A 22,439-nucleotide genomic window follows, 5' to 3' on the forward strand; every position below is an offset into this window, starting at 1 on the left:
GTTGTTGATGTAGGAATAAAAATTAGAACGAACATTCGTTTGAATTGATGGCAAAAAAATAATGCCCGTTCTGGTGGGATGACAGTGAAAAAATCTCTAGCGTTGATTACACCAACGTGCCTCAGGCCGCCTTGCGGCACACGGCGGGCTTATTGGCCGTTGCTACGTGGTAATCAAAGGGGAAATCATCCACACGCACCACCATGTCACGCAGATGATTGCGTCGGCGCATGATGTGGTACTCCGCTACGTTAATAACCCCTGCCTCCAAGGCCACCATGGCAATATCACGCACATTGGCTTGGGGGTTGTTGACAAAGCGCCCCTCTTTCTCAGCCGTGCGGATTTTGGCTTCGATCTCTTCGGCGGCCAGCGTTGCTTGGAGCGCCAGTTCAATCGCGCCAACCGGCTCATGCTCTTGGAGCGGCACAAAACACTCGGCGGTCAAGCGGTCGCGGGTGGCCGATGGTGCAATCAACAGCTGAGCCACTTGATGCCCCAGCGCATCTGATGGCAAAACACATGGATGGCCCCACGGAAACAAGATGCGATAAACCACGCGGGCCATGAAGCGCGCCGGAAAATTGGCTATCACCCCATCAAACGCCTGCTGTGCCTTGTACATGGCGTCCACAATAGCCCAATGGGCAAGGGCCGCATCCGCCTTCTGGCGACCTTCAGCTTCGTAGCGTTTCAGGGTGCAAGAGATCAAATACATCTGGGCCAAAATGTCACCCAAACGGGCCGACAGCTTCTCACGGCGCTTGACACTCCCGCCCAATACCAACAGCGACACATCAGACAAGAAGGCAAAGGCAGCAGAGAAACGGCTCAGTTGCTGGTAGTAGCGTTTCATTTCCGGGGCCACATCGGTATTGACACCCGCAAGGTGCGAGCCTGTCAGGCCCAACCACAAGGCACGCAAGCCATTTTTGGTAGTAAAGCCGATATGACCAAACAAGGCCTTATCAAAGTCCACCAACCCTTGCTGCACATGGGGGTTCTGGGCCGCCCGCATTTCTGACAACAAATAGGGATGACAGCGAATCGCACCCTGCCCAAAAATGATCAATGAGCGGGTTAGGATATTGGCACCCTCCACTGTGATGCCGATGGGCACTTGCTGGTAGGCACGCCCCAAAAAGTTGGACGGGCCAAGACAAATGCCCTTGCCGCCAATCACATCCATGCCATCATTGACCACCTGACGAGCACGCTCGGTTACATGGTACTTGGCAATGGCAGACACCACCGATGGTTTCTCTCCCAAATCCACCGCACCAGCGGTCATTTTGCGCACCGCATCCATCATGTAGGTGTAGGCGCCGATACGGGTCAGCGCCTCCTCAACACCCTCAAATTTGCCTACGGCCATCTTGAATTGCGAACGCACACGGGCATAACCGCCCACGGTACGCGCCGCCATTTGTGCCATGCCAGTGTTAGATGACGGCAGCGAGATAGAACGGCCCGCCGCCAAACACTCCATCAACATACGCCAGCCCTGCCCGGCCATCTTCGGGCCACCAATGATGAAGTCCAATGGCATGAACACCTCTTTGCCACGGGTTGGGCCGTTCATGAACATGGCATTCAGTGGGAAGTGGCGACGACCCGTATCAACACCCGGATGGTCGTATGGCACCAGCGCACAAGTGATACCTATGTGTTTTTGCTGACCCAGCAGACCCTCTGGATCATAGAGGTGGAAAGCCAAACCAAACACCGTGCATACCGGTGCCAAAGTGATATATCGTTTATCCCAAGACACCCGCATGCCAAGCACTTCCTTGCCTTGGTACATGCCTTTGCACACAATGCCCACATCCGGAATCGATGCCGCATCAGAACCGGCCCAAGGGCTGGTCAAGGCAAAGGCGGGCACCTCAATGCCCTTGGCCAAGCGCGGCAGGTAGTAGTTTTTTTGCTCCTCAGTGCCATAGTGCAACAACAACTCTGCTGGGCCCAGCGAGTTGGGCACCATCACAGACACCGACAACGCCGACGAGCGGGTGGACAGCTTGGTCACCACCTGCGAATGCGCATAGGCAGAAAACTCCAAACCACCGTATTTCTTGGGAATGATCATCCCCAAGAAGCCCTTGTCTTTGATGAAGCGCCACGCTTCGTGGGGCAGATCGTACAGTTCGTGGGTGACCTTCCAGTCATCCACCAAACGACAAGCCTCCTCGCACTCTGTATCAAGAAAGGACTGTTCTTGCGCCGTCAACTGGGGCACGGGGTAGGTGTGGAGTTTGTGCCAGTTGGGTTTGCCACGAAACAACTCCCCCTCCCACCAAACCGTGCCTGCCTCCAGTGCATCACGCTCGGTGTCGGACATCTGGGGCAGCACTTGGCGGTAAGCCGCCAACACAGGGCTGGTAATCAGGCGGCGACGCAGCGGACGGATGGTAAGCAACAGCCCTAAGGCCAGTGCCACCCCTGCTGCCACCACAGGCCCGCTTGTCAATGTGAACTCCATCATTTGTCTCCTAGGATGCTCTCCAATGTTTGTCCCCTTGCTGATGGGCAACAAACATTCATACGTTCGTTTTAAATAATGATAAGAAGAAGGCCCGTAGATGACAAGTCTTTTTTCATTCATTCGTTTGAACGAGCTCCCCCGTCACGCTGGAGGGGGAGAGCACTAGGCAGCGATCAATGCTCTATCGGGGCAAATTGCGGCAGCGGTGCGCGCAAGCCACCCAGCAAAAAAGAGAGAAGGCGAGGCAACAACCGATCAATGCGATCAATCGAATCTTCGGGTTCAATCTGCCAGTCGGTCACCAAGCGCAAGCCATCGGTTCCAGCAATGGCGTAAGAGGTGGCCCCCAACATAAAGTGGAAGCGCCAGACAATCTCGGCCTTGGGCACATCTGGCAGCGCCTTGAATAAGGCCTCTTTGTAGCGTTCTACCACCGCCCCATACTCATGCGCCATAAAGGTACGGATGAACTCGGAAGGATCGGTTAACGTGCGGCCCAGCAAACGCAGAAAAGTCACGCCACCATGCTGCTGATTTTCGGCCATGCGCAACAAGGTGCCAAAAAAACCGTCCACGATCTGTGACGGCTTCAAGGGCTTGCCTGCAGCCGCACTTTCCATTTCATCCAGCACACGCAGGCGCTCTTCATTGAGCCATGCCAAGCGGCGTCGGAACACCTCCTGCATCAGTGCCCCCTTGGAACCAAAATGGTAATTGACTGCGGCCAGATTCACCGCGGCTCCACTGGTAATCTGGAGCATCGACGTGCCATCGTAGCCCTGTTCCATGAACAAACGCTCCGCCGCGTCGAGAATGCGTTCACGCGTATCTACCTGCCGAATTTCCATCACACTCACTCTCTATCATTCATACGTTCGCTTGAATGATAGAAAGAAGGCACAACTGCTGCAATCGTTTTTTTACGCCTTCCCGCCCGCGTCTTGATCCCACTTTTTCAAGCGGGCCAACTTCTCTTGGATCTTGATTTCCAGCCCTCTGGGCACTGGTTGATACCAACCAGGCTCTGCCATACCATCTGGCAAATAGGTGGCTGCTGCCGCATAGGCATGGGGTTCATCATGGGCGTAACGGTATGCCTGCCCATAGCCCTGTTCTTTCATGAGTTGGGTGGGCGCATTGCGCAAATGCACAGGCACTTCACGGCTCTTGTCCCGCTGCACAAAGGCCCGTGCCTGCTGGTAGGCCGCGTATCCTGCATTGCTTTTGGCCGCCACCGCCAGATAGATCACGGCCTGCGCCAACGCCAACTCCCCTTCTGGGCTACCCAATCGCTCATAGGTCAGGGCAGCCTCGTTGGCTATCTGCATCGCCCTAGGATCTGCGAGCCCAATATCCTCCCAAGCCATGCGAACTATGCGCCGGGCCACATAGCGAGGGTCGGCACCGCCGTCCAGCATGCGACAGAACCAGTAAAGCGCAGCATCGGGGTGGGAACCACGCACAGACTTGTGTAGCGCCGAGATCTGGTCATAGAAACTGTCTCCGCCCTTGTCAAAACGCCGACTGTTGAGGGTCAGTGCATTTTGGATAAAAGCCGCATTGATCTGGGTAACCCCAGCCGCATAGGCAGCCGTTTGGCATTGTTCCAGCAAATTCAGGAGCCGTCGGGCATCACCGTCGGCATAAGCGATCAGGGTGTCTTGGGCCGCAGCATCCCACTCCAGGGCGCTGGGTGCAATGGTGTGTGCGCGTTGCCACAGCTGCTTCAACTCCCCGTCAGTGAGTGGCTTGAGCACATAGACCTGGGCACGAGAGAGCAAAGCCGAGTTAACTTCAAAGGAAGGATTCTCTGTAGTGGCACCAATAAACGTCACCAAACCACTTTCGGCATAGGGAAGCAGGGCATCTTGCTGGGACTTATTAAACCGGTGAATTTCGTCCACGAACAGCAGTGTGTGCTGGCCGCTTGCCAGATGCTGTTCTGCCCGCTCCATCGCCGCTCGAATGTCTTTGACGCCAGAAAACACCGCAGACAACGCAATGAATTCGCACTGAAAAGCAGTCGCCATGAGCCGGGCCAAGGTGGTCTTGCCCACCCCTGGCGGCCCCCACAAAATCATGGAATGGGGTTTTCCTGATTGAAAAGCCAATCTGAGTGGTTTGCCCTGCCCCAACAGATGGGACTGTCCAACCACGTCATCCAAAGTTTGGGGGCGCAGGACTTCGGCCAGTGGGGTGTGTGCAGAAGACGTGGGCATGGCAAGCAAACGCAGAAAAAACGGGCATTATCCAACCCCCCACCTGTTCTTCAGGTATGTCATTTATTTTTCTGACACTGCACATGACCCCACACCTGTCCGCAGATCCATTTTTGATGGTGGTGACTACTGTAGGTAGCGCCGAACTGGCCCGCCAGATGGCCCGCAGCTTGGTCGAACAACAGCTGGTGGCCTGCGCACAAATCAGTGCCATTGAGAGCTTTTACCCTTGGGAAGGAAGGGTACAACACGATACCGAATGGCGCATTCTGTTCAAAACCCAGCGCCACCTGTATGCCCAGGTGCAATCAGCCATTCAGGCACTGCACAGTTACGATTTACCAGCCATTCATGCCGTCGCTGTGGAGGCTATTGAACCAGCCTATGGTGACTGGGTACAGTCCCACTGCAAACCAGCCGTGCTCTCTGTCTGACACTCTCCTCAGACCCAACACCGGCAATAGCCTGCTGTTACTGACGCAATACATCCGCCCCTGCGGGGGGCTTGAACTGGAAGGTAGCAGCGGGCAATACCGGATTGGTTTGCACCTGTGAAAACCGGATCATGGAACGCTGTCCAAAGCTGTCCAGAATTTCCAGTGCAGCCAATTGTTCCCCAGCAAAACCAATGCGCACACTTTGCAATTGGCCCTCTTTGCTCTTGGGGCGGGCCAGCACCCACTCCAGATTTTCTTCACCTTGAGGTGCCGGACTGACCTCTAACAGAAAATCCATGCGCAAAGCCTTCAAGTCGGGGGCAGCAGCCAATAAAGCTGCTGGTGCGCTACCCAAGGCCTGCGCCTGGGCACGTTGCGTGACTTGGTTCAAATCGGCATCGTAGAGCCACAGACTTTGACCGTCGGCCACAATGGTTTGCAAAAACGGCTTCTGGTAAACAAAGCGAAAACGCCCTGGACGCTGGAATTCAAAGGTGCCACTGGATGTCTTGCTGCGCGCTGCCTGCCCATCTTTGCCAGGGGAAGTCACTACCTGGGTAAAGTCTGCTCGCCCCGTTTGGGTTCCCCGCAAGAATACGTCAAGGCTTTTCAACCCGTCGGCCATCGCCGATGGAATGCCCACCAGCAAGACGAATGCAGTCAGTATCTTTTTCATCGGCATGGGCAACAGACACTTAAAAACCGACGGTCTCATCTGGTGCCAGTGGCTCATCCAGCACACCGGGCACATACACAGGCCGCCCCTGAGACTTTAAGAACGCCACTACGCGGTGGACTTCGTCGGCAGAAACCAACGCGCCATGCACCCGTGTTGGCACACCGGCGCCAGCCATCACATACAACATGTCTCCCATCCCCAGCAGGGTTTCTGCCCCAGTCTGATCGAGAATGGCTCGGCTGTCGGTCTTGCTGCTGACTTGGAAAGCCATGCGGGTAGGTATATTGGCCTTGATCAAAGCCGTAATGACCTCAGTGCCTGGTCGATGGGTAGACAAGATCAGATGGATACCCGTGGCACGGGCTTTTTGTGCCAAACGTGCGATCAATTCCTCGGTTTTCTTTCCCGCCACCAGCATCAGATCTGCCAGCTCATCGACCACCACCACAATGTGGGGCAAGTGCCCTAAAGGCTCGGGCTCCGAAAAATCTGCCACCAACGGATTGAGAATGCACTCATCACGGGCCTCGGCGGCATCAATCTTGGCGTTATAAGCCGCCAGATTGCGTACCCCCAACTTGCCCATGAGCCGGTAGCGGCGCTCCATTTCTGTCACGCACCAGTTCAAACCACGGGCTGCCTGGCGCATATCGGTCACGACAGGGGCCAACAGATGCGGAATATGGGCATAAAGGGACATCTCCAGCATCTTGGGATCGATCAGCAGTAGGCGCACATCCGCAGGCTCGGCCTTATAGAGCACACTCAGCAGCATGGCATGCAGGCCCATAGCCTTGCCAGAATCGGCGGTGCCCGCCAGCAAAACATGGGGCATTTTGGCCAAATCAGCAACCACTGGGTGGCCCACAATATCTTTGCCCAAGGCCAACGCCAGTAAGGAGGTATGCTCCCGAAAGGCTGCCGATGCCAAAATCTCGGTTAAACGAATACTTTGGCGTTTGACGTTGGGCAACTCCAACGCCATATGGTCTTTGCCCACAATGGTTTCTACCACCCGAATAGACACCAGACTCAGAGCGCGCGCCAAATCACGGGCCAACTCCACAATTTGTATGGGCAGTACGTCGGGGGCGAGTTTGATTTCGTAGCGGGTCACCACCGGCCCAGGCATGGCCGCAGCCACAGTCACCTCGACGCCAAAATCCCGAAGCTTCTTTTCAATGAGACGACTGGTCATCTCGAGTGTGTCGGAAGAGACGGCCTCCTGCCGCACCACTGCGGTCTCTAGCAAGGTCAATGGTGGCAGGCCCGTGCGGGGGCGATCCATTGCTGGGGCTTCCGACCGCTCCCTCATCAAGGGAGCCGGTGCAGAGTCTGGGGCCGGATCCACCCAGCGCGGCGCCGCTTGTTCTGGATCAATGATTTTCAGGGGCTGTGGATGGTGCTCTTCCAACTCGATGCGTTCTTCATGCACCACTTCTTCACGCAAACGGGCTGCACGTTTGCCCTCAGCAATATCTTTGGCCTCTTCGCGACGGACGCGCCCCAATTGCACCACAGCGTCGAGGCGTGCGCCCAAACCCTCGGCCAAACGCGTCCAAGAGAAATGAAACACCTGTGCGGCACCCAGCACCGCCAATGCAAAACCCAGCAGACCCGAGCCATCAAAGCCCAACCACCGCATGGTGGCTGGCCCAACGATGTAGCCCAACACACCACCTGCATGGCCTGGCAACAACGACTCAAAATGATACAGACGCGACCACTCTAGCCCTGCACTGGCGCACAACAACAACGCCAACCCACCCCAAAAGCGGGCACGACGGGCCAATACTTCTTTGAGCGACAGCTCATCGGCCAGCAACTCGTCACCGCGCAAGCGCCGGGCCAAAGACGACAGCCAAACAAAGGCTCCCGCCACCAAACACCACCACACCGAAAAACCCAGAGAAAAATAACTGACATCGGCCAGCCAAGCACCTGCCCGACCCAGACGGTTGCGCACCAATCCATCTCCGGCCCCAGAAGTAGACCAGGCCATGTCCAGTGGCGAATAACTCAGCAGCGTCAGCAGCCAGAGCACCAGTGCCAACGCACCGGCCAGCAGCGAGACCTCATGGCCTAGCCGGGCAATGCCTGTGCGCAGTGCAGATTTGCCAGGGGGAGAAGCATTCAGGGTGTTGGATGAATAGGTCATGGGCGTGCGGGCGAAGCTTACCCGATGATGCAACGACATATGGCGCAGAAGCCGACCCCGCCGACCAGCATTGCGCTGCCATTACGGCTATTGTCGTTTTCAATGAATGCCATGCAAAGCATGCCATCAGCAAGACGGCCAAGTTGCATGATACTTGCACCTCTGTGTAATCGCATGAATCTGAACTTTTAAGCCCTATGTCCAGCACCTCACACGCCCAAGTCCTGATCCTTGGTTCCGGCCCTGCCGGTTATACCGCTGCTATTTATGCTGCCCGCGCCAACTTGAACCCGGTGCTCATCACTGGCATGGCGCAGGGTGGACAGCTCACCACCACCACCGAGGTGGACAACTGGCCTGCCGATGTGCATGGCGTGCAAGGCCCAGAATTGATGCAGCGTTTTCTGGAACATGCCGAGCGATTCAAGGCACAAATCATTTTTGACCATATCAACCAAGTAGACTTTTCCAAACGCCCCTTTACCTTGACAGGCGACAGCGGCACTTACACCTGCGATGCCCTGATCATTGCCACCGGCGCTTCGGCCAAATACTTGGGCCTGCCCTCGGAGCAAGAATTTATGGGTCGGGGGGTTTCGGGCTGCGCCACCTGTGATGGTTTCTTTTACCGCGAGCAAGATGTCTGCGTGGTCGGTGGCGGCAACACGGCGGTGGAAGAAGCCCTGTACCTGTCCAACATTGCGCGCAAAGTCACGCTGGTGCATCGGCGCGACAAGTTCAAGGCCGAACCCATCTTGATCGACAAGCTGATGGAAAAGGTGGCTGCGGGCAAAATTGAACTCAAAACTTTCTTTACCCTACAGGAAGTGCTGGGCGACCAAAGTGGCGTCACTGGCATTCGCATCCAAAGCACCCAAGACGGCCACAGCGAAGACATTGCCCTGCAAGGCTGCTTTATTGCCATCGGCCATGCCCCCAATACCGACATTTTCCAAGGCCAACTGGAGCTGGACAACGGCTACGTTGTGACCCAAGGCGGGCGCAATGGCTTTGCCACACAAACCAGCGTACCTGGCATTTTTGCCGCCGGGGACGTGCAAGACCATATCTACCGCCAAGCCATCACCAGCGCGGGCACCGGCTGCATGGCTGCACTGGATGCCCAACGTTTCTTGGAACAAAACCCACCCGTTTAAAGCGCACGGGTTATAATCCTAGGCTTTGCCAAAACTGGCCCAGTCTCTTGCAGACAAAGCCGGGGTTTTGATAACCATGGCAATCGGGTTACCGCCACCCTTCTGGCGAGGTGAGGTTGAGCCACCAGGCAGGTGCCGCAAGGCAGCCGCCCCGCAGTGGCCAACCGTTCCAAATGATCGGAGTGTCCTTATGGCACGCGTATGTGACGTCACGGGCAAGAAGCCCATGGTCGGGAACAATGTTTCCCATGCCAACAACAAAACCAAGCGCCGGTTCCTGCCGAACCTGCAATACCGCCGTTTCTGGGTTGAGTCGGAAAACCGCTGGGTGCGCCTGCGTGTTTCGAGCGCAGCCCTGCGTTTGATCGACAAGAACGGTATTGAATCGGTGCTCGCAGACCTGCGCGCACGTGGTCAGGCTTAAGGAGAAGCACCATGGCAAGCAAAGGCGGACGCGACAAGATCAAGCTGGAATCCACTGCGGGTACTGGCCACTTCTACACCACCACCAAAAACAAGAAGACCACGCCCGAGAAGATGCTGATCATGAAATTTGATCCTAAAGCTCGCAAGCACGTCGAATACAAAGAGATGAAGCTGAAGTAATACTTCTGCCTCTACCTTCTCCAAAAGGCTGCCCGGTACACCATGACCCGGCAGCCTTTTTTCGTTGCCAGTCCTCTCTTTACTGAGCGTTCAATCCTTGGCATCGATGCTAGGACAGCCGACACGCATCAGCCGCAAGGCGCCCTGCTCATGGACGATACGCAGCGAGCCATCCGCTTGGGATGCTTCGATCATGGGCAGCAGAAGAAAACGGTGCAACAGCAAATAGCGAATTTGGGAAAATCTTGGCGAGATGGCCTGCAATTCGCACCAAGGGCGTCCTTGCACCAAGGCTTGGCTTAACACTGGCGCTAGGTTGGGGTTGTCTGTAAGCGGTGGGGTATGGCGCCTCAACTCCTCCATCATCAGCATGGGGGCATAGGTGGTCAACACCAGCCCCCCGAATCCGGGGTCGCGTGCATAGTCCAGCAGATAGCGGTTCAACGCCGGATCATCAGCCGCCTGCTGCAACGAGTGCTGCCTTTGACGGAAGTCTTCGATGCTCCAAGGGGCCACCCAAGCCAGCACAGCAGCCACGGTTAGCACACCAAAAGACATCCATCGGCCAACCCCAGACAAAGGCCAGTTCACTAGACCACCGCCGTCTGCAGCGACTGTGACAGGAAGCACTTTGTCCCATTGGTCGAGTAACCACTGCACGCCAAACCCCAAAGCAAGGGCCACAGGCACCATGACGGGCAAGAGATTGCGACTGTCATAAGAGAACAAGCTGGCCCACAACAACAAATACGGTAGACACAGGCCAAGCACCAAACGCCGACCATCCACCCTCATGCAGGCCATCGCCAACAGGACAGTGACCACACCAGCAGCAGTAGTTGCAGAACCAAAACCAGCGAATGCGTCCATCAGCGGCCCTTGCAAAGCATGGCCGATACGCTGTATCCAGTTCCGATCTGCATGGATAATGCCAACGAGGTAGCCAATGTTTGTCACATCGACCCCCATGCGAATGCGCCAAGCGGTATACAGATACCACGGGGCGGCAAGCGCCAAAAAAAGCAACGCCTTAAACGCAATTGATGACCACGGCACCTGACGGCGCAGCCACATCGCAGCCGCTGCGCCTAGCCACCACAGCCATGCAATACCGCCCGGCTGCTTGGTCAACAGTGCAGCAGCGGCGGCAATGGCCGCCAGCGTCAGCGCCATACTGCGATCTATGCTGCCACGATAGCCAAGCAGGAGCAGATAGGCTGTAAGCGAAACAAAGCAGGCCACGGGCACATCCGCATAGCCGGAGTCGGCCATGCCGCGGAACGCGAAACGCAGCAAAACCAGCCAAGCAGCACACCCCCACAAAAAGGCATCGTCACGCCAACGCCGATACCCATCCACCAAAAGCAAACAAGGCAAAACTGGAAACAGCAGTATGAAGAGTCGGGCCACCGGCTGCGCAGCATCCGGATCGATCCATCCATACAGCCCCGCCAGAGCCGTCGGCAACAGTTGTGGATAGCCCATCGTATAGATGGGCGGAACGTGGCGATGCCATTCTGTAGCCCAGCGATTCCAACTGACAAGGGCATCCCAAGCCTCAAACACACCGGGCACGCCACGGGCAATATCTTGGGCGAGCAGGGCCAGGGCAATAGCAACAGCGGCCATCGCCAGTGCGTGCCGATACCAGCGGCCTTTTGCAGGGGTGGCTGGCATACCCAGGTGTACATGCCGGAAACGGCGCACGAGCCAAGCCCACGCCACGAACGTGAGAGCAGCGGCAATGGTAGGCAACGCCCAAGCCGGCAAAGCCCCCTGCCCCACGGCCACGGCAAAGAAGAAAGTCTGGAAATTTGCCAGCAACCCAAGACACATCCCAAGGCCCAAGGCAGGCACAAACCCCAGCTGTCGCCCCAATGCCGTGGGGGCTAGCCAAGGCCACAGCAAGGGCATGAACCCCACCCACTGGAGCAATGCCATGAGGGCAGCGAAGGTGGCGTGGACGCTCAAGAGGTCTGCGGTCATTGATCAGGCGTGCGCCGCACGCAATTTGAGCAAGAATTGCCGTTTAGCGTGGGTAACTCAGCCTTTTCTGACCCAGACTGCGGCAAAAAAACCATCAGTTTGGTGCAGGTGCGGCCACAGACGCACATACTGCGTGCCCGTGTCACCACCGCTGCACAAACTGGCCGCCGCATCGACTTTGAGCTGTGCCAACACTTGGCCGGCATCCAGTGCCACAAAGTCGGGGTGTGCAGCCGCAAAGGCTTGGGCAATGCGTTCATTTTCTTCGGGCAGCACGCTACAGGTCGCATAGACCAAACGCCCACCGGGTTTGACCAAGCGTGCAGCACTGGCCAAGATGGCCGCCTGTTTGACCTCTAGCTCCTGCACGGCTTTAGGGGTTTGGCGCCATTTCAAGTCGGGATTGCGGCGCAGGGTGCCTAGGCCAGAACAGGGGGCATCGACCAGAACACGGTCAATCTTGCCCGTCAGGCGTTTGACACGTTCATCACGCTCATGGGCAATGGCGGCTGGATGCACGTTAGACAGTCCGCTGCGCGCCAGTCGTGGCTTGAGCGCATCCAGCCGGTGCGCCGACACATCAAAAGCATACAAGCGCCCAGTGCTGCGCATGGTGGCACCAATCGCTAGTGTTTTGCCGCCCGCACCAGCGCAAAAATCTACCACCATCTCGCCACGCTTGGCATCGAGCAGCAGCGCCAGCAGTTGCGATCCTTCATCTTGCACTTCAATCGCGCCACGCACAAAGGCGGGCAACTTGGTCAACGCAGGCTTGCCCACCACACGCAACCCCCAAGGGGAATAAGGGGTTTCTACCGAAGCTATACCCGCCTGTGCCAACTCTCGCTGCACATCGGCGCGTTTGTCTTTCAAGACGTTGACCCGCAAATCCAATGGCGCACTGCACGACAGTGCCCGCACCAGTGGCCAAAAGCCTTCTCCCACTTGCAGTTTCAGTGGCTGTGCCAGCCAATCGGGCAGGTTGTGGCGGTGGCGCTCCATCAACTCATCGTCGCGCACAGCATCGCATTGGATGAGCCATTGTTTTTCACGCTCATTCAAGGCGGCATGCAAAAAATCACGGGCACCGTGCACAGCCTGAGGGTGGGTGCGCCGTGCCTCCTCGTCTTGCCAGTGGGCAAAGCCCAAGATGGCCAGCCGTCGCTCACGCGGGCCAGAGCCGGAAGGGGCCATGTGGTCAAACAAAAGTTTCTTGCGTAATACCGTATAAACGGTTTCGGCCAATGCCGCACGCTCGCGCTGGCCCAAGCCCCGGTGATCACGGAAAAACCGCGACACCACGGCATCGGCTGGGTGTTCAAAGGTAAGGGTGAGCCGCACCAGTTCGGTACAGGCTTCAATAAGGGCTTTCGGATGCATGGGGGTGATTGTCCCTGATAAGGAGATAGCCCTCCCGCCCCTAGCATCATCATCACCACCCGTTAGGATGGATGGTCTGCCACGCCCCAGGAGCGATGCCGTGCCCCTATCCCCACGCTGGAGCCACTGTTTGTTGCTGTGCAGCATGGCCCTGCTGCCACTGGCGCATGGGGACGGTGCCCCTGCACCACGAGAACAAGCCTCGGTATATGCCCATATTGCTTGGCCCAATCCGCTCAACCCCGATTATGTGCCGCTGGGGCAAGACCAGTTTCTGCTCTTTACCCGCCAGGGAATGCGGCGCTGGGATGTGCCCACCCACACATTCAGCACGGTGCCTAGTTGGCCTGCCCACCATGCGCTCAAAGAGATATGGGCACCCTTGGGAGCAGGCAGGCTGGTGGTAGGCCGCAGCCATGACGCACAGGATCAATCGACCGATGTAGTGGTGTGGTGGGATACGCAACAGCAGGCTTTCTCGCTGCCCCTGCCACAGGCACAGAATGTTCGGATTCATGCCCTTGTGCCGCTAGACGCCCAACACGCCCTGGTGTGCCAGCAACCGCCTACGGCATACGGCAGCACCCAGCCCGCGCACCGAGCCGCTAAGGTGCTGGCCCTGAATCATCGCCAACTGCATTGGGTATCCACACCCACCGAGGCGCTGCGCCAACGCCTGCAGGCCCACGGTGTGCGTGGGCAGATTGAAGACTGGGGGAGTCTACCGAACACCCCCACCCACCACCCGGTGTATTTTGATGCCGATGCCTGTGCATGGAAGCTCACCCATCCGCCCAATGCCATGCGCAACCTGCCTGAGCTGCGCATTCAGCACCACCGCTTGCCCGATGGCCGCGTGCTGGTGTCGCAAGCCGAATGGAATCGCCAGAACGACAGTACCCACCCCACACTGGGGCCGCCTATGGTTTGGGATGCAACAGCCCAACATTGGACACCCATAGAGCTAACGGGCGAGAGCGCCTCTGCCCCCAGACATTTGCACGCCTTGGGGCTGGATGATCTGCCGGTGCGTACGCACAAGACCTTCATTGAGTTTTTAGACCCACAAAGCCTGCGCTGGGTACGATCTCGGCAAAATTTCCCAGAATCGCCCTGGCCTCGGGTGGCTCCCTTGGCGAACGGGCAGGCGCTGGTGTTGGGGTTTGATAACGGGGAGGTGTATAAGCTAGACCAGCAAACCAAACCCGACCGTGGACACCTGCTCAGTGCTCACGGTCGGTTTGGTGTTGTCCGACAGCACCACGGTGGGGTGTTGCTGGCAGGCGCGGGGCAGCAATGGTCACCAAGCAACCGGGTACAACGGATTGACACCTCGCAACGGCAAGCCCACAGCGCCGCCCCTATGCATTGGCCCATAGCTTACTTATCGGGGCTAGAACTGGCCGACCGCAGCGTGCTCTACTTTGGTGGTGCGCCCACCGGCTGTGCCCCTTCGTCATGGGGCGAGCCATGCAGCCAACAAGAGGCGATGCCCTCGTTTCGTTATTTTCCGGCCCAAGACCGTTGGGAAACAGTGCCCGACTTGCGCATCCACTTTGCCCACGGCTGGCATTGGGATACAGGCAACTCGGATGTGGTAAGCCAGTGGCCCCGGCACGATGTGCTGCGGCGGCGCAATGGCAACGTGTGGTATCTGGAGGCAGGCAACCCTTGGCAGCGCCCCCCGGAAGGACAAGCCCCTGCACCTGTGCGGCTGATGCGTTGGCACGCTGGTGGGCCTCCCCAAGAGGTACTGCCCCTACCACAACACCGCACCCAAGCCACATTGCTAGAACTGCCTGCAACAGCACAGGGTAGGCTCGTGGCTGTGGTAGGGGGGCAATCGAACCATACAACCCCCTTGCGCAGTACCCTGCTGCTGGACGAACGAACGCAACGTTGGCGCTCAGGCCCGCCAGCCCATTACCCCGGCGGTATGGCGGTACAGCTCCACAATGGGCGCATCTTCAAACTATCGCTCAAAACCCAGTTTGCGGACTCTGGCTACCAAGCAGAAATCGCTGACCGAAGGCTGCGCCGCTGGAGCCGTTTGCCCCCCTTACCACTGCCCCCAACGGGGGTGGGCAATTTCCGCATCACCAACATGGTGGCAGCTGGCAACCGGGTGTATTTGTTCACCAATGTTTTTGACCGCCGCAGCTTGATCTGGGATGACGTTCGCCAGCGTTGGCAGGTCTCTGGGCCTTGGCCCCAGCGTGAGTTGGCCCCAGACTATGTGTTGCCCCTGACCCCACAGCGCCTGTTGGTGCGCTCTCAGGAGAGATTCCATGTGGTTCCCTACCCGCAGGCACGCTGATCTGCCTTGGCCCCGGCTGCGCTGGTGGCTGGCTGGTTTGGTACTGCTACTGGCAGATGGTATGAGCGCGTGGGCACAAGCATCTTCTGCACTGCCAGAGCCACCCCCCCCTGCCATCGCCCAGACGCCCGTGGGAATGGCGGTGATGACCAGCTTGCAGCCTTTGTCTGCACTGGAGTTTGACGCGGCGGTGATTGAATCCAAGCGCCGCCACCGAGGCAGGCGCGAAGACCCCGTAGATGGGCCGTGGGAGTTTTTAGACCCCGACCGGCTGCGCCGGATGCTCCAGATGCCAGCCTTTGCAGCCTTGACTGCTCAAACCAAGGAGCCGCTGATCGACCAAGCCGGGGCATGGAATTTACTGACCTTCGAGCGCCCCTCAGAGGCACTGGCGCTGTGGGCCATGCTGTTTCCAGAGCGCCAGCCCGGCCAGCCTATCGATCCTCAGTGGGGCACCCATCTGCCCAGTTTGCAGGTCTACCGGGCCGATGCCTCTTGGGCCACCGAGGCCGCGGCCACCATGATCATGATGGATTGTCTGTCCCGCCCGGTTTGGCATATCTATGCCCAAGACCCCATGCTGTGGGCCATGCGCAGCAACATGGGTTGGGAAATGCCCAACAGTTTTGATTTTGGTATCTGTGTGCGCAAAAGCACCCCCGCCCACGGCCCAGGCCGTTGGAGCCATAGCCCCGACACCGACTACGGGCACCAAATTGCGGCAGTGCTAGAACAGAAATTCTCTCGCCTGTTGCTGCGCCAAGGTTGTGATGGCAAAGGGCCAGACAGTTGCTTGCACTTGATGTATGCCTTGGCCTCCCTGAACCCCCGCCATCCACAATGGCCTGCCATTTTGGATAAGACCGCTCTGGCCTTTACCCCAGAGCAGATGCCACTCCCCACAGCACAATGGTTACAACGGGTGCGAGACAAGGGCCATCCGCTAGACGATGCCGACCGCCACACACTGCTAGCAGCCCATACGGCCATTGCACGGCAGATGATCTACTTGGGCATTCGCTTGCAGGTACTGAGCCACAGCGCCACCAGTTGGCCTCAGCATGGCATGCGCGAGCTGCGTACCACCATCGACCACATACTGACCCAAGCCTTGGCACAGCAAGCACTGGGGGCTGTGTATATCGGACAAATGCCTTTGGATGTGGTGGGCACTTCATTCCCACCCTCCGACCCGTGGCGTAGTTTTCGTGCAAGCCCTGAATGGCCCTCGGCCTTGCAAGCGGCAGTACGGGACTGGGCACGCGACCATGCCTCGGCAGCAGATTGTGTCTTGCCTGAACGGCTGCTCCAGTGGGTGCCCCCGATGATGGCACTGGCTTGGTCTTTGGAAAGAATGCAACAAGGCCGCGATACCTGCAAGGCACTGCCCCAACAGTGGATTGCGCAGCAATACGCCCAAGGCCACACGGCGGCTCTGGCCCAGTTACGCACCTACCTGCCTCTGGCTGCATCCCAGCATTCCACCAAGCATCTGGTAAGGATAAAAAACCACAGCTGGCTTTGCACTGGCTGGACTGACATCACCCGCCCACCACCCCAAGACCCTTGGAAACTCTGCAAGGCTCCCCTGCGAAAAACGCAGTCAGGCTCCACTGCGAGGCAGCTCCACACGGGCCAGTAACCCGCCGCCTTCTGCATTGCGCAATTCGAGCATGCCCCGATGGCGCTGAACAATGTCGTTGGCGATGGCCAAACCCAGCCCAACACCCCCAGTATGGCGGTTGCGCGAGGTTTCGACACGGTAAAAGGGAGCCAGCACCCGTTCTAACTCGGTGTCTGGCAGACCGGGGCCGTGGTCTCGCACTTCAATGGTGAGGGCCGTAACGGTATCGTGCAGCACGATCTGCGCACTACCACCATAACGAATGGCATTGCCCACCAAATTGTCCATACAACGGCGCAAGGCGCTGGCCTGTACCCGCAGTGGAACCGCCTTTCCTTGCACTGTCACAGTGTGTCCACAGGCCTGCTGGTCATCGGCCAGACTCTCTATCAAAGCCTGCACATCTACCAGCACCCAAGGCTCGGCTTGAGCCCCCCCGCCCAAATGGTCTAGGGTGGCGGCAATCATGGCATCCATTTCTGCGATGTCGCGGCTCAAGAGGCGGCGCTGCGCATCATCTCCCAGACATTCGGCCCGCAAGCGCAAACGGGTCAATGGGGTGCGAAGGTCGTGCGACACAGCCGCCACAAAACGGTCACGTTCTTGTAATTGTTGGCAAATGCGCGCCTGCATCTGGTTAAAGACCCGGCTGGCCTCACGGCATTCCAGCGGGCCCACTTCGGGCAAGGGCGGGCGGTGAATGTCTTGCCCCAAATCCCGTGCCGCTGCGGCCAGATGGTGCAGGGGTTGCGACAGCCAGCGCGCCCCTACCCAAGCGGCAGCCATCAAAGCGGCCAGACGCACCCCCACATCCAGCAACAGCCCTGCGGGAAACCCCCGCCCCGGTGGCTCAGGCGGCTTGCCGGGGTGGGGCGGTGGGGCGCTCCAACCGGGGGGTGGAGGATGGCCCGGATGGGCCACATGCAACGGCGGTCGGCCCGGTGCCCCTGGCCCAGGCTCGGGACGCAACTCGAACAACAGTGTGATAGCCAGGGCATGGCTGCTCAACACTGCCACAAATAGCAAGGCTGCCAAACGGCCAAACAAAGTTGCAGGCAGCAAATGCGCCAGCACCTGCTGCACGCCCCGGTAGCAACGGGTGGCACTCAACGCAGCCATGCCACTGGCCCTTGCACCGTCTGGCTATTGAACAAATAGCCTGCACCACGTACCGTTTTGATCATGGCAGGCTCGCGCGAATCATCAGCCAGCTTATGCCGCAATCGGGACACCAAGAGATCAATGCTGCGGTCTAGCATGTCCATTGCGCGTCCTCTGGCCTCTTCCATCAACTGATCGCGCCCCAAGATGCAACGCGGTCGGCGCAAAAAGGTACACAGCAGGCGAAATTCGGCATTCGACAAAGGCACCACCACCCCTTGGGGTGACACCAAATGGCGCTCCATGCCATGCAGCGTCCAACCATCAAAACGCACCACAGCATCTGCACCGCCTCCTACAGCGCCCCCAGAGCTGGCCCCTGTGGCAACCGCACGACGCAGCACCGTCTGGATACGTGCCACCAACTCCCGTGGTTCAAAGGGCTTGCCCATGTAATCATCGGCCCCCATCTCTAACCCCAACACACAATCGTAGGGATTGGCCCGCGCCGTCAAGATGATGATGGGCAATTGTGAGCGCGCCCGCAGCTCACGCGCCAAGGTAATGCCATCGGTGCCGGGCAACATGATGTCCAGCACCACCAAATCAATCGGGTGCGCTGCCAGTTGTGCGCGCATAGACCAGCCATCACTGGCTGCATGGGCCGTGAAACCAAAACGGTTGAGGTACTGGGTCAGCAGCGTGGTGATGTCTTCATCGTCATCCACCACCAAGATATGGGACATGGGCAGGTGGCAGCACAAGCTGCCAAACAAAGCAAAACGGCAGTATAGGCAAGGCATGCCCCCCAGCCATCCCCCGAAATGGTGGGTGTTTTACAAGCTGTTAGGAGGCTGAAACCGGCTTTCGTATCAACCTTGGTACAAACAGGACAAACTGGGTTTACCGGCAGTTCCAACAATGCCTCTCAGGCTGACGCAGGTCATGCGCCAGCCCTTCATGGAATGAAAGGAACCGACAATGACAAGCATCAGTGGCGTCAGCAGCGCATGGTCTCACACCTACGCGCAGCGCAGCAATGCGCAACCGCAACCAGGACGGTTGTCCGAACGCCTGCAAAACAAATTTGACCAAGACCAAAGCGGTGGCATCGATGCCACCGAACTGGAAGGGTTGCTCAGTGATGTAGCCCAGAAAACAGGTGCCAGCAGCACCTCCAGTGCTGCCGATTTGCTCGCCAGCAACGATGCCAATGGCGATGGCAGCCTCAGCGGTGATGAACTCGACAACACCCTTCAAAGCGTGCTGCCACCCCCCTCCACCATGGAATTTGCCCAATCGCGTGGCCTGTCTACGGAGGCGGCCAGCCAAGAGGAGGGGGATGACCTGTTTGGCAAGGTAGACAGCAATGGCGATGGTGCCGTCAGCCAAGAGGAATTACAGGGGCTGCTGGAAAAAATGTCTGGGGGCACTGCCAGCCAAACAAGCGTTAGCTCCGATGAGGTCTTTAGTCAGCTCGATACCGATAGTGATGGCAACCTGACCCCAGCAGAATTTGATGCGGGCCGCCCTTCTGGGGGCCAACAACAGGTGGCGGGTGACTCCCCTGCCGCAGGTATGCCGCCCCCACCCGGCGGAATGCCACCGCCTGCCCCCGGTGCCAACTCCACCGCAACCGACAGCACCAGCTACGACGAACTCGACACCAACGAGGACGGCGTGGTCTCTGCCGCCGAGCGGGCTGTGGCAAGCCTCCAAGAGAGTGTGCAAGACACCCAAGAAGCCGCCTCCACCCTGTTCAGCGCCATCGATACCGATGGCGACAACACCATCAGCAGCAGCGAAGGAGAGGCCTTTATTGCACAACTCAACAGCCAGAGCAACACCAGCCAGACCGATGCGGACAACACCCGTGGCACACAGCGCAACCCGCTGAATGAGGAAGTACGCCAAGATTTATTGCAACTGGCCCAGTTGGCACAACGCCAATATGCGGCTGTGGCGAACAATTTGTCCAGCACAACCACCCAAGGCAACACCGTCAATCTGTTGGCTTGAGCGGGGTGCCACCCCTCGGAATGGGGGTAGCGACTAACGCGACGACAACCATTGTGCAATGGCCCTGGGGTACAACACATGCTCTTGGGTCAGCACCCGTGCCGCCAAGGTGTCGGCGGTATCGTCAGGCAGCACCGGCACCACCGCCTGATCGACAATCGGGCCCACATCCAACTCTGCCGTGACTTGGTGTACGCTGGCCCCCGCAAACTTACAGCCAGCATCCAACGCACGCTGGTGTGTGTGCAAGCCGGTAAAAGCGGGCAACAGCGAAGGATGGATGTTGAGCAACCGCCCCGCGTAGTGCTCAACAAAACCGGGCGTCAAAATACGCATAAACCCAGCCAGTACCACCAGGGCCGGATCGTACTGGTCAATCAACGTAGCCAGCGCCGTATCAAAGCCCTCGCGGCTGTCAAATTGTTTGTGGTCTAGCACTTCCGTGGCAATACCTTGCGCACGGGCCAGCTCCAACCCTTTGGCATCAGCCTTGTTGCTGATGACCACTGCCACCCGCGCCCTTAGGCGCGTAGCCCAGTCTTGTTGCTGCGCTGCGCGCACAATGGCGGCCATATTGGAGCCACCCCCCGAAATCAAAATCACGATGTTTTTCATTGCTTTGGATTATCCCCGCCATGCCCTTTGATCCGACCACCCACCCCCTGACTGCTGTGCAAGCCCGTGTGCTGGCAACCCTGATGGAAAAAGCCCGCACGGTGCCCGACAGCTACCCACTCACGCTCAACAGCTTGGTGCTGGGCTGCAACCAGAAAACCACGCGCGACCCCGTGATGAATGTGAGCGAAGCCCAAGCCCAAGAAGCACTGGATGAACTCAAACACCTGTCTTTGGTGTTTCATAGCAGCGGTGGACGCACGACACGCTGGGAACACAATTTTCAGCGCGGTATTGGGGTGCCCGAACAATCGGCAGTGCTGTTGGGCTTGCTGATGCTGCGTGGCCCGCAAACAGCCGGTGAGTTGCGCATCAATGCCGAACGCTGGTATCGCTTTGCCGATATTTCTTCGGTCGAGGCCTTTTTGGATGAGCTGCAAGAGCGCAGCAGCGAGAAAGGCGGCCCGCTGGTGGTGCAGTTGCCACGCGCTCCCGGCGCCAGAGAACAACGCTGGGCACATCTGCTGTGTGGCCCCGTCGATACCAGCAGCGCCAGCCCAGGCGGCAGTGCTGACAACACAGCCCCCGCATTACAAGCACGGGTAGCCACCCTAGAGGCCCAAGTGGCAGCCTTGCAGGCCACCGTAGAGCGCCTGTGCAACGAACTGGGCCTGCCTGGGCCTACGTCAGCCGAAAATTGACCGGCAGCAGCGGGGGAGGCAACTGCGTCTCTCCCAACGACTCACGCAACATAATTTCCATGCTGCGGCACAGTGTGTCTAGGGGCAAATCGTTGCTCTCCAAGCCAAATGGCTCCTCAATCTCATCGCCCAAAGCATCCAGACCAAAAAAGGTATAAGCGACAATGCCAACAACAAACGGCGTCATAAAGCCAGTCACATCTACCAACCCAAACGGCAGCAAGAAACAGTACATGTAGGCCGTGCGGTGCAGCAGCAGCGTATAAGAGAACGGAATCGGCGTGAACTTGATGCGCTCACACGAAGCTGCCGCCGCCGTCATGGCCGAGAAGGTCTGATCCAATGGCACCGCCAAAGCTGGGTCAATCTGCTTTTGGCGCACACACTCGCCCAGATCGCGCCCCATCGCTTGCATCAGTGCATCGGCCACATTGGAGCGGTGCTGCACCTGTGCCCATTCGGCAGGCGTGAGCCAATTTTGCAGCAACGCATCATCTTTCTGGCCCCGCAATTGCAAGCGCAGCGCATGGACAAAAGCAATCGCCCGGTGCACCATGCGCACACGCACATCGCTCTCACGCTGGCGGTAGTCCAGTGCTTGGGGCAAATGGATCAGGCTCTGGCACTGGCGCGTGAGGGAGCGGGTGCGCAGCACCAACTCACCCCACAACTTTCGTGCTTCCCAGTAGCGGTCATAGGCGGTGGTGTTGCGAAACCCCAGAAAGATCGCCAACGGCAAGCCAATCAACGTGAATGGAATCGCAGTCAGCGTGATTTTGAGTGTAAAGAGGTTGCCATGCGCCAAAGTCACCAAAGTAGCCAGCAAAATGTTGAGCAACAAGGTAAAGCGTATGCGCTGCAACACCGAGCCGCGCACGGCCAGAAACAGGCGCCAACCGGCGGGGCGATCACGAACGATCATCAGAATCCCATCCTGAAAGAAACAGCAAAGGGA

19 protein-coding genes are annotated in these 22,439 nt (G+C 58.2%); 8 read left to right on the top strand and 11 right to left on the bottom strand.

Annotated elements, in window-relative coordinates; genetic code table 11:
• Positions 1-121: 121 nt before the first annotated feature.
• From ACFO6X_RS05685 to ACFO6X_RS05695, 3 genes are all read right to left on the bottom strand, one after another.
• Complete coding sequence (locus tag ACFO6X_RS05685) at positions 122-2,482, bottom strand: acyl-CoA dehydrogenase (RefSeq protein ID WP_382430938.1); 2,361 nt, start codon at positions 2,480-2,482, stop codon at positions 122-124.
• Positions 2,483-2,658: 176 nt separating this feature from the next.
• Positions 2,659-3,333: a TetR/AcrR family transcriptional regulator gene (locus ACFO6X_RS05690; RefSeq protein WP_382430940.1), complete on the bottom strand. Its 675-nt coding sequence runs from the start codon at positions 3,331-3,333 to the stop codon at positions 2,659-2,661.
• A gap of 72 nt (positions 3,334-3,405) precedes the next feature.
• Positions 3,406-4,704, bottom strand: a complete 1,299-nt coding sequence (locus tag ACFO6X_RS05695; protein ID WP_382430942.1) for a replication-associated recombination protein A — start codon at positions 4,702-4,704, stop codon at positions 3,406-3,408.
• Positions 4,705-4,787: 83 nt separating this feature from the next.
• Here ACFO6X_RS05695 and cutA point away from each other — a divergent pair, with 83 nt between their 5' ends.
• On the top strand, positions 4,788-5,138 hold the full coding sequence (gene cutA, locus ACFO6X_RS05700) for a divalent-cation tolerance protein CutA (RefSeq protein WP_382430944.1): 351 nt from the start codon (positions 4,788-4,790) through the stop codon (positions 5,136-5,138).
• A 37-nt stretch (positions 5,139-5,175) separates the two neighbouring features.
• Here the strand turns inward: cutA and lolA are convergent, their stop codons facing one another.
• Together lolA and ACFO6X_RS05710 are read right to left on the bottom strand one after the other, a co-directional pair.
• Positions 5,176-5,817 (bottom strand): outer membrane lipoprotein periplasmic chaperone LolA, encoded by a 642-nt coding sequence (gene lolA / locus ACFO6X_RS05705; RefSeq protein WP_382430946.1) that lies wholly within the window; start codon positions 5,815-5,817, stop codon positions 5,176-5,178.
• Positions 5,818-5,836: 19 nt separating this feature from the next.
• Positions 5,837-7,978 carry a DNA translocase FtsK gene (locus ACFO6X_RS05710; protein ID WP_382430948.1) on the bottom strand — a complete coding sequence of 714 codons (2,142 nt, stop codon included), beginning with the start codon at positions 7,976-7,978 and terminating at the stop codon, positions 5,837-5,839.
• A 197-nt stretch (positions 7,979-8,175) separates the two neighbouring features.
• Here ACFO6X_RS05710 and trxB point away from each other — a divergent pair, with 197 nt between their 5' ends.
• From trxB to rpmG, 3 genes are all read left to right on the top strand, one after another.
• Positions 8,176-9,135 (top strand): thioredoxin-disulfide reductase, encoded by a 960-nt coding sequence (gene trxB / locus ACFO6X_RS05715; RefSeq protein ID WP_382430950.1) that lies wholly within the window; start codon positions 8,176-8,178, stop codon positions 9,133-9,135.
• A 190-nt stretch (positions 9,136-9,325) separates the two neighbouring features.
• Positions 9,326-9,559, top strand: a complete 234-nt coding sequence (rpmB, locus tag ACFO6X_RS05720; RefSeq protein WP_091451105.1) for a 50S ribosomal protein L28 — start codon at positions 9,326-9,328, stop codon at positions 9,557-9,559.
• 11 nt (positions 9,560-9,570) lie between these two features.
• Entirely contained in the window at positions 9,571-9,741 is a 171-nt protein-coding gene (gene rpmG, locus ACFO6X_RS05725) for a 50S ribosomal protein L33 (RefSeq protein ID WP_091451102.1), read from the top strand.
• A 90-nt stretch (positions 9,742-9,831) separates the two neighbouring features.
• On the opposite strand, the gene ACFO6X_RS05730 is transcribed toward rpmG, so the two are convergent.
• Together ACFO6X_RS05730 and ACFO6X_RS05735 are read right to left on the bottom strand one after the other, a co-directional pair.
• Positions 9,832-11,727: a hypothetical protein gene (locus ACFO6X_RS05730; protein WP_382430953.1), complete on the bottom strand. Its 1,896-nt coding sequence runs from the start codon at positions 11,725-11,727 to the stop codon at positions 9,832-9,834.
• 57 nt (positions 11,728-11,784) lie between these two features.
• Positions 11,785-13,107 carry an RsmB/NOP family class I SAM-dependent RNA methyltransferase gene (locus tag ACFO6X_RS05735; RefSeq protein WP_382430955.1) on the bottom strand — a complete coding sequence of 441 codons (1,323 nt, stop codon included), beginning with the start codon at positions 13,105-13,107 and terminating at the stop codon, positions 11,785-11,787.
• 100 nt (positions 13,108-13,207) lie between these two features.
• On the opposite strand from ACFO6X_RS05735, the gene ACFO6X_RS05740 reads away from it, so the two are divergent.
• Both ACFO6X_RS05740 and ACFO6X_RS05745 read left to right on the top strand, forming a co-directional pair.
• On the top strand, positions 13,208-15,424 hold the full coding sequence (locus ACFO6X_RS05740) for a Kelch repeat-containing protein (protein WP_382430957.1): 2,217 nt from the start codon (positions 13,208-13,210) through the stop codon (positions 15,422-15,424).
• Positions 15,396-17,066 (top strand): hypothetical protein, encoded by a 1,671-nt coding sequence (locus tag ACFO6X_RS05745; protein ID WP_382430959.1) that lies wholly within the window; start codon positions 15,396-15,398, stop codon positions 17,064-17,066. Before ACFO6X_RS05740 ends, ACFO6X_RS05745 begins: the two co-directional genes overlap by 29 nt.
• On the opposite strand, the gene ACFO6X_RS05750 is transcribed toward ACFO6X_RS05745, so the two are convergent.
• Both ACFO6X_RS05750 and ACFO6X_RS05755 read right to left on the bottom strand, forming a co-directional pair.
• Positions 17,028-18,167 carry an ATP-binding protein gene (locus ACFO6X_RS05750; RefSeq protein WP_382430961.1) on the bottom strand — a complete coding sequence of 380 codons (1,140 nt, stop codon included), beginning with the start codon at positions 18,165-18,167 and terminating at the stop codon, positions 17,028-17,030. The two genes, ACFO6X_RS05745 and ACFO6X_RS05750, sit on opposite strands and share 39 nt — an antisense overlap.
• On the bottom strand, positions 18,155-18,895 hold the full coding sequence (locus ACFO6X_RS05755) for a response regulator transcription factor (protein WP_382430963.1): 741 nt from the start codon (positions 18,893-18,895) through the stop codon (positions 18,155-18,157). The genes ACFO6X_RS05750 and ACFO6X_RS05755 overlap by 13 nt, the downstream gene beginning before the upstream one ends.
• Positions 18,896-19,130: 235 nt before the next feature.
• Between ACFO6X_RS05755 and xopAW the strand changes: the two genes are divergently transcribed.
• Positions 19,131-20,168 (top strand): XopAW family type III secretion system calcium-binding effector, encoded by a 1,038-nt coding sequence (gene xopAW / locus ACFO6X_RS05760; protein WP_382430965.1) that lies wholly within the window; start codon positions 19,131-19,133, stop codon positions 20,166-20,168.
• A gap of 33 nt (positions 20,169-20,201) precedes the next feature.
• Here the strand turns inward: xopAW and purN are convergent, their stop codons facing one another.
• Positions 20,202-20,783, bottom strand: coding sequence for a phosphoribosylglycinamide formyltransferase (gene purN / locus ACFO6X_RS05765; protein ID WP_382430967.1), 582 nt, complete (start codon positions 20,781-20,783; stop codon positions 20,202-20,204).
• Between the two features lie 20 nt (positions 20,784-20,803).
• On the opposite strand from purN, the gene ACFO6X_RS05770 reads away from it, so the two are divergent.
• A complete protein-coding gene (locus tag ACFO6X_RS05770) occupies positions 20,804-21,484 on the top strand; it encodes a YceH family protein (RefSeq protein ID WP_382430969.1) in 681 nt (226 codons plus the stop codon).
• Here the strand turns inward: ACFO6X_RS05770 and ACFO6X_RS05775 are convergent.
• The gene (locus ACFO6X_RS05775) at positions 21,465-22,406 is read right to left on the bottom strand and encodes a bestrophin family protein (protein ID WP_382430971.1); all 942 of its coding nucleotides are present in this window, start codon (positions 22,404-22,406) and stop codon (positions 21,465-21,467) included. The genes ACFO6X_RS05770 and ACFO6X_RS05775 overlap by 20 nt on opposite strands.
• Positions 22,407-22,439 lie beyond the last annotated feature (33 nt).

It is taken from the genome of Giesbergeria sinuosa, from assembly GCF_042652905.1.
GTDB classification, from domain to species: Bacteria; Pseudomonadota; Gammaproteobacteria; order Burkholderiales; family Burkholderiaceae_C; genus Simplicispira; species Simplicispira sinuosa.

Coding starts and splice junctions, on each gene's coding strand:
- ACFO6X_RS05685 (WP_382430938.1), bottom strand. CDS start 2,482: ATGGAGTTCACATTGACAAGCGGGCCTGTGGTGGCAGCAGGGGTGGCA.
- ACFO6X_RS05690 (WP_382430940.1), bottom strand. CDS start 3,333: ATGGAAATTCGGCAGGTAGATACGCGTGAACGCATTCTCGACGCGGCG.
- ACFO6X_RS05695 (WP_382430942.1), bottom strand. CDS start 4,704: ATGCCCACGTCTTCTGCACACACCCCACTGGCCGAAGTCCTGCGCCCC.
- cutA (WP_382430944.1), top strand. CDS start 4,788: ATGACCCCACACCTGTCCGCAGATCCATTTTTGATGGTGGTGACTACT.
- lolA (WP_382430946.1), bottom strand. CDS start 5,817: ATGAAAAAGATACTGACTGCATTCGTCTTGCTGGTGGGCATTCCATCG.
- ACFO6X_RS05710 (WP_382430948.1), bottom strand. CDS start 7,978: ATGACCTATTCATCCAACACCCTGAATGCTTCTCCCCCTGGCAAATCT.
- trxB (WP_382430950.1), top strand. CDS start 8,176: ATGTCCAGCACCTCACACGCCCAAGTCCTGATCCTTGGTTCCGGCCCT.
- rpmB (WP_091451105.1), top strand. CDS start 9,326: ATGGCACGCGTATGTGACGTCACGGGCAAGAAGCCCATGGTCGGGAAC.
- rpmG (WP_091451102.1), top strand. CDS start 9,571: ATGGCAAGCAAAGGCGGACGCGACAAGATCAAGCTGGAATCCACTGCG.
- ACFO6X_RS05730 (WP_382430953.1), bottom strand. CDS start 11,727: ATGACCGCAGACCTCTTGAGCGTCCACGCCACCTTCGCTGCCCTCATG.
- ACFO6X_RS05735 (WP_382430955.1), bottom strand. CDS start 13,107: ATGCATCCGAAAGCCCTTATTGAAGCCTGTACCGAACTGGTGCGGCTC.
- ACFO6X_RS05745 (WP_382430959.1), top strand. CDS start 15,396: ATGTGGTTCCCTACCCGCAGGCACGCTGATCTGCCTTGGCCCCGGCTG.
- ACFO6X_RS05750 (WP_382430961.1), bottom strand. CDS start 18,167: ATGGCTGCGTTGAGTGCCACCCGTTGCTACCGGGGCGTGCAGCAGGTG.
- ACFO6X_RS05755 (WP_382430963.1), bottom strand. CDS start 18,895: ATGTCCCATATCTTGGTGGTGGATGACGATGAAGACATCACCACGCTG.
- xopAW (WP_382430965.1), top strand. CDS start 19,131: ATGACAAGCATCAGTGGCGTCAGCAGCGCATGGTCTCACACCTACGCG.
- purN (WP_382430967.1), bottom strand. CDS start 20,783: ATGAAAAACATCGTGATTTTGATTTCGGGGGGTGGCTCCAATATGGCC.
- ACFO6X_RS05770 (WP_382430969.1), top strand. CDS start 20,804: ATGCCCTTTGATCCGACCACCCACCCCCTGACTGCTGTGCAAGCCCGT.
- ACFO6X_RS05775 (WP_382430971.1), bottom strand. CDS start 22,406: ATGATCGTTCGTGATCGCCCCGCCGGTTGGCGCCTGTTTCTGGCCGTG.